Below are 11,776 nucleotides of genomic sequence, written 5' to 3' on the forward strand. Positions count from 1 at the left end.
TCTTTAAAGTTCGAGATGATCGGCGTCTCGATGATTTCGCCGTTTGGCTTGGCCATCAGGCCGCGCATACCACCCAGCTGCTTCATCTGCGTCACCGAGCCACGCGCCCCCGAGTGCGACATCATATAGACCGAGTTCGGTTCCATTTCGGCGCCGTTCTCGTCATATTTCGTTGCCGAAATCGTGGTCATCATCGCTTCGGTGACTTTGTCGTTACACTTGGTCCAGCTGTCGATGACTTTGTTATACTTCTCGCCCTGAGTGATCAGGCCGTCCATATACTGCTGCTCGAAGGCTTTCACCTGATCGCGAGCTTCATTGACGATGGGCCACTTGCTGTCTGGGATCAGCATATCGTCCTTACCGAACGAGATACCCGCCTTGAATGCTTCGCGGAAGCCAAGACCCATGATCTGGTCACAGAAGATCACCGACTCTTTCTGGCCGCAATAGCGGTAGACAGTGTCGATGACGGTCTGCACATCTTTCTTACGCAGAAGACGGTTTACCAGATCGAAAGGCGCTTTCGCGTTCAGCGGCAACAGGTTGCCAAGACGCAGACGGCCGGGCGTGGTGTCAAACCGCTTCCAGACGATATTGCCGTGCTCGTCAACCTGACGCAGACGCGCTTGGATTTTGGCGTGCAAATGCACAGCGCCAGCGCCCAAAGCATGTTCGACTTCGTCGATGTCAGCAAAGGCCATGCCTTCGCCAACCATGCCGCTGCGTTCCATGGTGGTGTAGTAAAGGCCCAACACCATATCCTGCGACGGAACAATGATCGGCGCGCCGTTTGCAGGCGACAGAACGTTGTTGGTCGACATCATCAACACGCGGGCTTCCAACTGAGCTTCAAGGCTCAGAGGCACGTGAACAGCCATTTGGTCGCCGTCAAAGTCGGCGTTGAACGCCGAGCAGACCAGCGGGTGCAGCTGAATAGCCTTACCTTCGATCAGGATCGGTTCAAACGCCTGGATGCCAAGACGGTGCAGCGTGGGCGCGCGGTTCAGCAGAACCGGATGCTCGCGGATGACCTCGTCAAGGATATCCCAAACTTCGGGACGCTCTTTTTCCACCAGCTTCTTCGCCTGTTTCACAGTGCTGGACAGGCCCTTGGCCTCCAGTCGTGAATAGATGAAGGGCTTGAACAGCTCCAAAGCCATCTTCTTTGGCAGACCGCATTGGTGCAGCTTAAGCTCTGGGCCGGTCACGATAACCGAACGACCCGAGAAGTCGACGCGCTTGCCCAAAAGGTTCTGACGGAAGCGGCCCTGCTTGCCCTTGAGCATATCGGACAGCGATTTCAGCGGACGCTTGTTGGTGCCGGTGATGACACGACCACGACGGCCGTTGTCAAACAGCGCATCGACGGCTTCTTGCAACATGCGCTTTTCGTTGCGCACGATGATATCGGGCGCACGCAGTTCGATCAGACGCTTCAGACGGTTGTTGCGGTTGATGACGCGACGATACAGGTCGTTCAAGTCAGAGGTCGCAAACCGACCACCATCCAGCGGCACCAGCGGGCGCAATTCTGGCGGAATGACCGGAAGGACGGTCAGAACCATCCACTCGGGACGGTTGCCAGACTCGAGGAAGCTTTCGACGATCTTCAAACGCTTGATGATCTTCTTTGGCTTCAGCTCGCCAGTGGCTTCTTTCAGATCGGCGCGCAGCTGCTCTGCCGTGGTCTCAAGATCAATCGCGGCCAGCATTTCGCGGATCGCTTCAGCACCGATATTGGCGGTGAAAGCGTCAGCGCCATATTGGTCTTGCGCGTCAAGATATTCTTCTTCGGTCAGCTGCTGCTGATAGGTCAGATCGGTCAGACCTGGCTCGATCACCACATAGTTTTCGAAATAGAGCACACGCTCCAGATCGCGCAGCGTCATGTCCAGCATCAGGCCGATGCGGCTTGGCAGCGATTTCAGGAACCAGATATGCGCAACTGGCGATGCCAGCTCGATATGGCCCATCCGCTCGCGGCGGACTTTTTGCAGCGTGACTTCAACGCCGCATTTTTCGCAGACAACGCCGCGATATTTCATCCGCTTGTATTTGCCGCAAAGGCATTCGTAATCTTTGATTGGGCCAAAGATACGCGCGCAGAACAGACCGTCACGCTCTGGTTTGAACGTGCGGTAGTTAATGGTTTCCGGCTTTTTGATCTCGCCAAACGACCACGACAAAATCCGCTCTGGCGACGCCAGAGAGATCTTGATCTCGTCGAAGGTTTTGACGGGCGCAACCGGGTTGAACGGGTTGGTAGACAGTTCCTGGTTCATCTTCACATCCTACGAATGGGGGGCGGCGGGGGAAAAGGGTAAGGTGGGTTTAAAACCCACCCTACGGGACGGTGTAGGGTGGGGTTTTACCCCACCACTCCGTCACTCTTCCTCCGCATCCAGGAGTTCCATGTTGAGGCCGAGGCCACGGACTTCTTTGACAAGAACGTTGAAGGATTCCGGCACGCCGGCTTCAAAGTTGTCTTCGCCTTTGACGATCGACTCGTAGACCTTGGTGCGGCCTGCAACGTCATCCGATTTCACCGTCAGCATTTCCTGCAAGGTGTAAGCGGCGCCATAAGCTTCCAAAGCCCAGACTTCCATCTCGCCAAGACGCTGGCCACCGAACTGCGCCTTACCACCCAGCGGCTGCTGCGTGACAAGCGAGTAAGGACCGGTCGAGCGTGCGTGCAGCTTGTCATCCACAAGGTGGTGGAGTTTCAGCATATACTTCACGCCAACGGTGACCTTGCGGGCAAATTGCTCGCCAGTCCGACCGTCAAACACAACCGATTGGCCCGAGGTGTCAAAGCCCGCACGGGTCAGCGCATCGTTGACATCAGCCTCTTTGGCACCGTCAAAGACCGGCGATGCGATTGGCACGCCTTTGGTGACATTGCCTGCCAGTTCAAGGAAATCATCCTCGTCACGGCCTGCAAAGGACTCTTCATAAGTCTCGTCACCATAAGCATGACGTACAGCTTCGCGCACTGGGGTCATGTCACCGGAACGGCGATACTCTTTCAAAGCATCGTCGATCTTGATGCCAAGGCCACGCGCGGCCCAGCCCATGTGGGTTTCCAAAATCTGACCAACGTTCATCCGCGACGGCACGCCAAGCGGGTTCAGCACAAGGTCAACAGGCGTGCCATCCGCAAGGAAGGGCATGTCTTCTTCTGGAACAACCTTGGACACGACGCCCTTGTTGCCGTGACGGCCTGCCATCTTGTCGCCCGGCTGAAGCTTGCGCTTCACGGCCACAAAGACTTTGACCATCTTCATCACACCCGGAGGCAGATCGTCGCCGCGACGGACCTTTTCGACTTTGTCATCGAAACGGTTGTCGAGCGCGCGCTTTTGCACTTCGTATTGGTCATGCAGCGCTTCGACGTCCTTGGCATCCGCTTCGCCTTCCAGCGCAAGCTGCCACCACTGACCCTTGGACAGCGTGCCCAAAAGCTCTGCGTCGATCGTCGAACCGCTCTTGATGCCCTTTGGACCCTTCACGGCAGTTTTGCCCATGATCAAGGTCTTCAAACGCGAGTAGATGTTACGCTCAAGGATCGCCAATTCGTCGTCGCGGTCACGCGCCAGACGTTCGACTTCTTCACGCTCGATCTGCAAGGCCCGTTCGTCTTTATCAACGCCGTGACGGTTGAACACCCGCACTTCGACGATCGTGCCAAAAGCACCCGGCGGCAGACGCAAGCTTGTGTCGCGCACGTCGGAAGCCTTTTCGCCAAAGATCGCGCGCAACAGCTTTTCTTCTGGGGTCATTGGCGATTCACCTTTGGGGGTGATCTTACCAACCAGAATATCGCCGGGAACAACCTCTGCACCGATGTAGACAATGCCAGCCTCGTCGAGGTTGCGCAGCGCTTCTTCACCGACGTTCGGGATGTCGCGAGTGATCTCTTCTGGCCCCAGCTTGGTATCGCGGGCGGCGACTTCATACTCGTCGATGTGAATCGAGGTATAAACGTCGTCTTTCAGGATACGTTCCGAGATCAGGATCGAGTCTTCGTAGTTATAGCCGTTCCAAGGCATAAACGCGACGATCACGTTCCGGCCCAGAGCCAATTCGCCCATATCGGTCGATGGACCATCGGCGATCACTTCTTCGCGCACAACCTTGTCGCCCACCTTCACCAGCGGACGCTGGTTGATGCAGGACGATTGGTTAGACCGCTTGAACTTGCGCAGACGGTAGATGTCGACGCCCGGCTCGCCGGGTTCCAGCATCTCGGTGGCGCGCACAACGATACGGGTTGCGTCGACTTGGTCAACGATCCCCGACCGGCGTGCCATGATCGCAGCGCCGGAATCGCGGGCCACAACGGCCTCGATCCCTGTGCCGACGAAAGGCGCATCCGAACGCAGCAAAGGCACGGCCTGACGCTGCATGTTAGAGCCCATCAGCGCGCGGTTCGCGTCGTCGTTTTCCAAGAACGGAATCAGCGAGGCCGCAACCGAAACCAACTGCTTTGGCGAAACGTCGATCAGGTCGATCGCTTCTGGTGGGTTCAGCATGAAATCGCCCGCTTTGCGCGAGGAAATCAGATCGTCGGTGAAACGACCTTCCGCATCCTGCGCCGCGTTTGCCTGAGCAACGGTGTGGCGCATTTCTTCGGTTGCCGACATGTAGATAACCTCGTCGGTCACCTTATTGTCGATCACCTTGCGGTATGGGGTCTCGATGAAGCCATATTTGTTCACCCGCGCAAAGGTCGCGAGCGAGTTGATCAGACCAATGTTCTGACCTTCTGGCGTTTCAATTGGACACATCCGGCCATAGTGGGTCGGGTGAACGTCGCGGACTTCAAAGCCGGCACGTTCGCGGGTCAAACCGCCTGGCCCCAGTGCGGACAGACGACGCTTGTGCGTGACTTCCGACAGCGGGTTGGTTTGGTCCATGAACTGCGACAGCTGCGACGAGCCAAAGAATTCGCGCACCGCAGCCGCGGCTGGTTTGGCGTTGATCAGGTCTTGCGGCATGATCGTGTCGATTTCGACGGAAGACATCCGTTCCTTGATGGCGCGCTCCATACGCAGCAGGCCAACGCGGTATTGGTTTTCCATCAATTCGCCAACCGAGCGCACACGACGGTTGCCAAGGTGGTCAATGTCGTCGATCTCGCCCTTGCCATCGCGCAGCTCGGTCAGAGCCTTGATGCAAGCCACGATATCAGCGCGGTCCAGCGTGCGCTGGGTGTCTGGGCGGCCCAGATCCAAACGCATGTTCATCTTCACACGACCAACGGCCGAAAGATCATAACGCTCGCTGTCAAAGAACAGCGTGTCGAACAGCTGCGAGGCCGCCTCAACGGTTGGTGGCTCGCCCGGACGCATCACGCGGTAGATGTCCATCAGCGCGGTGTCGCGGCCCATGTTCTTATCGGCAGCCATGGTGTTGCGCAGATAAGGACCGACGTTGACGTTGTCGATGTCCAGAACCGGAATGTCGGTGATGCCTTGGTCCAACAGCAGCTTAAGGCTGCCGCCTTTGACTTCGCCGTCACGGTCGTATTCCATGGTCAGCTCGTCACCAGCTTCGACCCAGATTTCACCGGTTTCTTCGTTGATGATATCCTTGGCAACATAGCGGCCAACGATGTGATCGTAAGGCAACAGCAGCTCGGTGACCTTACCGGTCTTGATCAGCTCGTTTGCCATGCGGGGCGTCATCTTGTCGCCCGCTTTGCAAATCACTTCGCCAGTCGCTGCGTCAACGATGTCATAGGTCGGACGGGTGCCGCGCACACGCTCGGGGAAGAACTTGGTGACCCAGCCCTTATTTTTCAGATACGAGAAATTCACAGTCTCGTAATAGGCATCCATGATGCCTTCTTGGTCCATGCCCAACGCATAAAGCAGCGTGGTGACAGGCAGCTTACGACGACGGTCGATACGCGCGAACACGATGTCTTTGGCGTCGAATTCAAAATCCAACCACGACCCGCGGTAAGGAATGATCCGGCATGCAAACAAAAGCTTACCCGAAGAGTGGGTCTTGCCCTTGTCATGGTCAAAGAACACGCCCGGCGAGCGGTGCATCTGCGAGACGATTACGCGCTCGGTGCCGTTCACAACGAAGGTGCCGTTATGCGTCATCAAAGGCATGTCGCCCATGTAGACGTCTTGCTCTTTGATGTCTTTAACCGACCGTGCCCCGGTGGTCTCATCGACATCAAACACGATCAGACGCAGGGTGACTTTCAGCGGTGCGGCATAAGTCATGTCGCGCTGCTGGCACTCTTCCACGTCGTATTTGGGCTTTTCAAGCTCGTATTTTACGAACTCCAAAACCGCTGTTTCATTAAAGTCCTTGATCGGGAAAACCGACTGGAACGTGCCCTGGATGCCTTCGCCTTCCAGCGGCTTGTCGCTGTCGCCGGACCGCAAGAACAGGTCGTAGGAGGATTTCTGAACCTCGATCAGGTTCGGCATTTCCAGAACTTCGCGAATTTTGCCGAAATAACGGCGGATCCGCTTCTGGCCAACGTAAGCTTGCGCCATGCTCGTCGTAACCTTTCATCTTAATCGCCGGCTTGCATTCCGTCGGGCCACGGAAGGCGTGCCGATTGGCGAGAGGGGGATAGGTTCTATTCATGCCACCCGTCCCTTAGGGTGGCTCCCGAACCTGTGTCCGCACCTTGGAACCGGCTTTCGCAAAAGCAGCTACCAAGAAGCGGGTCTTCAAGACGCGCACGGCTGGGCCCGAATTGCTTCGGACCCAGCCAGCACATCCACATAACGGGTTGCCCCGCTGGGTGGATTACTTCAGTTCAACCTTGGCGCCAGCGGCTTCAAGGGTTTTCTTCAGAGCTTCAGCGTCAGCTTTCGAGACTTGCTCTTTCACTTTGCCGCCAGCTTCGACGAGGTCTTTAGCTTCTTTCAGACCAAGACCGGTGATCGTGCGAACTTCTTTGATCACGTTGATCTTGTTTGGACCAGCGTCGGTCAGAACGACGTCGAATTCGGTCTGCTCTTCAGCAGCCGGAGCCGCAGCAGCAGCTGGGCCAGCCATCATGACAGCGCCACCAGCAGCTGGCTCGATGCCATAGGTGTCTTTCAGGATGGTTTTCAGTTCTTGCGCCTGCAGCAGGGTCAAGCCTACGATTTGCTCGGCGAGTTTGTTCAGATCAGACATTTCATGTTCCGTTCAGTTAAGATGGTTCTAACGAGGTAAGGTTCAAGACCCTACGCGAGTACAAAGATTAGGCCGCGGCCTTTTCTTCGATGGTCGACAGGATGCTTGCGATGTTCGAAGCAGGCGCGCCAATGGCACCAGCGATGGACGAAGCAGGAGCGCCGATCATCGACACGATTTGAGCAAGAAGCTCTTCGCGCGATGGCATAGCAGCCACAGCTTTGACCCCAGCTGGGTCCAACATCGTACCGCCCATGGAACCGCCAAGGATAACGAACTTGTCGTTAGCCTTTGCGTATTCCTCGGAAACCTTCGCACCAGCGACGGGATCCTCGGTATAGGCAAGTACAGTCATGCCCGACAGAAGGTCACCCATCTTTGCAGAGGGGTTGCCTTCAAGGGCGATCTTGGCGAGCTTGTTCTTGGCAACGCGAACGGACCCACCAACGGCGCGCATTTTTGCGCGTAGGTCCTGCATCTGTTTAACCGTCATACCCGCGTAGTGAGCAACCACTACAACGCCAGAGCTTGCGAAGATCTGGCCGAGTTCCTCGACCAATTTCTCTTTCTGGGCTCTATCCACAGTTTCACTCCAAGTTTGGGGGTTTCCCCCCGGCTCAATTAAGCCCGTCTCGCGACAGGCGTTCGGGTCCATTTTACGGGTCCCGAGCCAAAATCTCCCGAAGGCGACATCATCTCGTTCCCCATCTCGGGCAGGATATTAAGACGTTTGCGCGTCACCGGCCTTCTCGGACAGGATGGGGCTGAAGACTTGCATCTTTTCGCCCCACCATCCTTTCCCCGAAGGGTCAGGAATTTCATGCGCTGGGGGTAACCCCCAACGGCTTATTTCGCAGCAGACGCCAGATCCAATGCCACGCCCGGACCCATGGTCGAGGACAGCGACACTTTCTTCAGGTATGCACCCTTGGCACCAGCAGGCTTGGCTTTGGAAACGGCTTCCACGAAGGCGCGCACGTTTTCAGCCAGCTTTTCGTCCGAGAACGAAACTTTGCCGATACCAGCGTGAATAACGCCAGCTTTTTCAACTTTGAACTGCACTTCGCCGCCCTTGGCTGCTTCAACGGCCGTTTTCACGTCCATCGTCACGGTGCCGACTTTAGGGTTTGGCATCAGGTTGCGTGGGCCCAGGATCTTACCCAGACGACCAACCAAAGGCATCATGTCCGGCGTTGCAATGCAACGGTCGAAGTCGATTTTGCCGCCTTGGATGGCTTCCATCAGGTCTTCTGCGCCAACGATGTCTGCACCAGCTGCTTTGGCTTCATCAGCCTTTGCAGCGCGTGCGAACACAGCCACGCGGACGGTCTTGCCAGTGCCGTTTGGCAGCTGAACAACGCCGCGAACCATTTGGTCAGCGTGACGTGGGTCAACACCAAGGTTCATCGCGATTTCAAGGGTCTCGTCGAATTTCGCGGTTGCAGCGCTTTTGATCAGCGCAACTGCTTCTTCAACCGAAACGATCGTCTTGCCTTCAAAGGCCTTCCGCGAAGCCGCGGTACGTTTACCAATCTTGGCCATGACTTACCCTTTCACATCGATGCCGCAGGACTTCGCCGAGCCCATGATGATCTGCATCGCGGCCTCTACGGAGTTCGCGTTCAGGTCTTTCATCTTGGCTTCAGCAATGCCGCGGATTTGGGCAAGCGTCACGGTGCCGGCAACCGTACGACCGGGCTTATCAGAGCCCTTAGCGCGGTTACGCTTGCCAACGGGTGGCAGGCCAGCAGCTTTTTTCAGCAGGAACGAAGCAGGTGCAGTCTTGAACTCAAGGCTGAACGACTTGTCCTGATAATAGGTGATGATGACAGGCGTCGGGGTGCCTGGCTCTGCGTCAGCGGTCTTCGCGTTGAATTCCTTGACGAAAGCCATGATGTTCAAGCCGCGCTGACCCAGTGCCGGACCAACCGGTGGGGAGGGGTTGGCTTGACCCGCTTTAACTTGCAGCTTCAAGCTGCCGATAATCTTCTTGGCCATGTGGCCTCTCCTTTACTCACAGCGCCAGAGTGGCGCGGTTTAGTGGTGCGGCTTGTCACGGCTTGCGCCGCGCGTGCCTCCCACGCGATACACTCAGAGCTCTTTCGAGACCTGGGTGAATTCCAATTCCACAGGCGTCGCACGACCAAAGATCGACACCGAGACCTTCAGGCGGCTGTTGGCCTCATCAACGTCTTCGACCATGCCGTCAAAGCCCTCGAACGGACCGTCTGTGACTTTAACCTTTTCGCCGGTTTCAAAGCGGATCAGGTTGCGCGGTGCAACTTCACCCTCTTCCACACGGTTCAGAATCTGATTTACTTCGGCGTCGCGCATCGGCATCGGCTTGCCTTGCGGCCCCAAAAACCCCGTCACGCGGTTGATCGAAGAGATCAGGTGATAGCCCCGGCTGGACATCTCCATCCGCACCAAGACATAGCCCGGCATAAAGCGACGCTCGGACGTCACCTTCTTGCCACGACGCACCTCGATCACCTCTTCGGTGGGCACCAGCACTTCGTCAATTTCGTCGCCAAGATTTGCCTCGGCAACGGCGGTCTTGATCTGCTCGGCAACTTTCTTCTCAAAATTCGAGAGAACGCTCACCGAATACCAACGCTTGGCCATGCCACTTCCACCTTGTCTGCCCGGCCGCCGTTGCGCCCGAATGTTTTATCTTTACAAGCGGTTAACCCGCCGTTCCCAGAACAAAAAACAGCGCGCAACACGAATCGCTGCGCGCCTGTTTCCCTTTGGATTGGGGGCCAATACCGCTCCACGCCCCCAATTTCAAGGGAATTCCACAGATCGACCAAAAGCTTGATCAATTTGCCGCAGGCTTAGAACCCGCCAACAATCGCCGTCAAACCAAAGCGAATGCCAATATCGACGATGCTAAAGAAGGTGGCGGTCAGCGCGGCCATGATGAAAACCATCACCGTGGTCAGCATCACTTCACGACGCGTGGGCCAAGTGACCTTGGCCACTTCGGCGCGGACCTGCTGCATGAACTGGACGGGATTGGTCTTGGACATTATCGGATTCCACGCAAATAACTCTGGTTGCAGCGCAGATACGCGCATCGTCATCAGATTTCAAGGCAGAAGCAGCAGGCCACTTTTCGCAGCCTGCCACCCCAAGCCTATTCCGCCGCGCGCCGTGGCAACTTCCAATTCGGCCGCACAAAATGGCAGGTATAGCCATCCGGTTTGCGCTCCAGATAATCCTGATGCTCTGGCTCTGCCTCCCAGAACGGACCAAGCGGTGCCACTTCGGTCACAACAGGCGCTGGCCAAAGCCCCGAAGCATCCACATCGGCAATCGTATCCAAAGCCGCAGCCTGCTGCGCGGCCGAGGTGTAATAGATCGCCGAGCGATAGGATGGCCCCAGATCATTGCCCTGACGGTTGCGGGTGCTGGGATCGTGGATCTGAAAGAAAAACTCCAGCAGGTCGCGATAGCTGATCTTGGCAGAGTCAAACACCACCTCAATCGCCTCGGCATGGCTGCCATGATTGCGATAAGTGGCATTGGCAACATCGCCGCCAGAATAGCCAACACGGGTGCTGATCACCCCCTGCATCTTGCGGATCAGATCCTGCATGCCCCAAAAGCAGCCGCCCGCCAGAACTGCGGTTTCCGTCGTCATTTCACATCCTCCACTTGATTGATGTAAGCGCCATAGCCCTCGGCTTCCATATCGCCGCGCGCCACAAAACGCAAAGAAGCCGAATTGATGCAATAGCGCAAACCGCCACGATCGCGCGGGCCATCAGGAAATACATGCCCCAAATGGCTGTCACCATGCTTTGAGCGCACCTCAACCCGGATCATGCCATGCGTGGTGTCACGCAACTCGGCAACATGCGCAGGCTCAATCGGCTTGGTGAAACTTGGCCAACCGCAACCGCTCTCAAACTTGTCAGCCGAAGCAAACAAAGGCTCGCCCGAAACAATATCAACATAGATACCGGCCTCGTGATTGTGCAAATAGGCGCCGGTGCCGGCGCGTTCGGTGCCATTTTGTTGCGTGACCCGAAACTGCTCGGGCGACAGCGCGGCAATGCGCTCAGCGGATTTTTGATACCCCGACATGAAAAACTCCCATTTTATCGAATGCTAAAGATGGGCCCAAATCCGCAGGATTTCCATCCCAGTCGCGACAACGTGTCAGCCTGAAACACTTGCGACGGTTTGCGGGTGGGGAGGGGGTATCTTATCAGGCTGGCAGGAGTTGGGGGACTCGAACCCACGACCCTCGGTTTTGGAGACCGATGCTCTACCAACTGAGCTAAACTCCTGTGCCTGAGGCGGGATTACGGCAGCAAGACTGGGAAATCAAGAGGGGAACCACCACAGGCCCACAAAAACCCAAACCAAGTGCAACAGGCAAGCCGAGCAAGCCTCCGGCGGGGATATTTGCGCCAAGATGAAAGCCTGTGCCGCCCTTTCATCTTGGCCTAAATATCCCCCGCGGAGCGTCCTTGCGTTCAGGCAGTGCAACAAAACAAAAAACGCACGAGGTTGCCCCCGTGCGTTATCTGTCACATCGCAGCTTTTGGCTGCAAGGCTTTTACTTGATGATTTTCGAAACCACGCCAGCGCCGACGGTGCGGCCGCCTTC

At 56.6% G+C, this 11,776-nt stretch carries 10 protein-coding genes and 1 tRNA gene; all 11 read right to left on the reverse strand.

The window, feature by feature from the left end:
* On the reverse strand, positions 1-2,285 hold a 2,285-nt coding region (gene rpoC, locus V7Q10_RS15000), incomplete at its 3' end, for a DNA-directed RNA polymerase subunit beta' (protein ID WP_333869947.1).
* Positions 2,286-2,387: 102 nt separating this feature from the next.
* On the reverse strand, positions 2,388-6,521 hold the full coding sequence (gene rpoB / locus V7Q10_RS15005; protein WP_333869948.1) for a DNA-directed RNA polymerase subunit beta: 4,134 nt from the start codon (positions 6,519-6,521) through the stop codon (positions 2,388-2,390).
* A 259-nt stretch (positions 6,522-6,780) separates the two neighbouring features.
* Positions 6,781-7,155 carry a 50S ribosomal protein L7/L12 gene (gene rplL / locus V7Q10_RS15010; RefSeq protein ID WP_333869949.1) on the reverse strand — a complete coding sequence of 125 codons (375 nt, stop codon included), beginning with the start codon at positions 7,153-7,155 and terminating at the stop codon, positions 6,781-6,783.
* A 67-nt stretch (positions 7,156-7,222) separates the two neighbouring features.
* Positions 7,223-7,738, reverse strand: a complete 516-nt coding sequence (gene rplJ / locus V7Q10_RS15015; protein WP_333869950.1) for a 50S ribosomal protein L10 — start codon at positions 7,736-7,738, stop codon at positions 7,223-7,225.
* Between the two features lie 263 nt (positions 7,739-8,001).
* The gene (rplA, locus tag V7Q10_RS15020; RefSeq protein WP_333869951.1) at positions 8,002-8,697 is read right to left on the reverse strand and encodes a 50S ribosomal protein L1; all 696 of its coding nucleotides are present in this window, start codon (positions 8,695-8,697) and stop codon (positions 8,002-8,004) included.
* Between the two features lie 3 nt (positions 8,698-8,700).
* Complete coding sequence (gene rplK, locus V7Q10_RS15025; RefSeq protein WP_333869952.1) at positions 8,701-9,153, reverse strand: 50S ribosomal protein L11; 453 nt, start codon at positions 9,151-9,153, stop codon at positions 8,701-8,703.
* Positions 9,154-9,246: 93 nt separating this feature from the next.
* Positions 9,247-9,780, reverse strand: a complete 534-nt coding sequence (gene nusG, locus V7Q10_RS15030) for a transcription termination/antitermination protein NusG (protein WP_333869953.1) — start codon at positions 9,778-9,780, stop codon at positions 9,247-9,249.
* Between the two features lie 212 nt (positions 9,781-9,992).
* Positions 9,993-10,187, reverse strand: coding sequence for a preprotein translocase subunit SecE (gene secE / locus V7Q10_RS15035; protein ID WP_333869954.1), 195 nt, complete (start codon positions 10,185-10,187; stop codon positions 9,993-9,995).
* 107 nt (positions 10,188-10,294) lie between these two features.
* Positions 10,295-10,801 carry a peptide-methionine (S)-S-oxide reductase MsrA gene (msrA, locus tag V7Q10_RS15040; protein WP_333869955.1) on the reverse strand — a complete coding sequence of 169 codons (507 nt, stop codon included), beginning with the start codon at positions 10,799-10,801 and terminating at the stop codon, positions 10,295-10,297.
* Positions 10,798-11,247 (reverse strand): peptide-methionine (R)-S-oxide reductase MsrB, encoded by a 450-nt coding sequence (gene msrB / locus V7Q10_RS15045; RefSeq protein WP_333869956.1) that lies wholly within the window; start codon positions 11,245-11,247, stop codon positions 10,798-10,800. The genes msrA and msrB overlap by 4 nt, the downstream gene beginning before the upstream one ends.
* A 130-nt stretch (positions 11,248-11,377) precedes the next feature.
* A tRNA-Trp gene (locus V7Q10_RS15050) sits at positions 11,378-11,453 on the reverse strand.
* Positions 11,454-11,776 lie beyond the last annotated feature (323 nt).

Source organism: Cypionkella sp. (assembly GCF_036782355.1).
Taxonomy (GTDB): domain Bacteria; phylum Pseudomonadota; class Alphaproteobacteria; order Rhodobacterales; family Rhodobacteraceae; genus Cypionkella.

Bases quoted from the DNA above. Each gene is read 5' to 3' on its own strand.
- rpoB (WP_333869948.1), bottom strand. From the start codon at position 6,521: ATGGCGCAAGCTTACGTTGGCCAGAAGCGGATCCGCCGTTATTTCGGC.
- rplL (WP_333869949.1), bottom strand. From the start codon at position 7,155: ATGTCTGATCTGAACAAACTCGCCGAGCAAATCGTAGGCTTGACCCTG.
- rplA (WP_333869951.1), bottom strand. From the start codon at position 8,697: ATGGCCAAGATTGGTAAACGTACCGCGGCTTCGCGGAAGGCCTTTGAA.
- rplK (WP_333869952.1), bottom strand. From the start codon at position 9,153: ATGGCCAAGAAGATTATCGGCAGCTTGAAGCTGCAAGTTAAAGCGGGT.
- nusG (WP_333869953.1), bottom strand. From the start codon at position 9,780: ATGGCCAAGCGTTGGTATTCGGTGAGCGTTCTCTCGAATTTTGAGAAG.
- secE (WP_333869954.1), bottom strand. From the start codon at position 10,187: ATGTCCAAGACCAATCCCGTCCAGTTCATGCAGCAGGTCCGCGCCGAA.
- msrA (WP_333869955.1), bottom strand. From the start codon at position 10,801: ATGACGACGGAAACCGCAGTTCTGGCGGGCGGCTGCTTTTGGGGCATG.
- msrB (WP_333869956.1), bottom strand. From the start codon at position 11,247: ATGTCGGGGTATCAAAAATCCGCTGAGCGCATTGCCGCGCTGTCGCCC.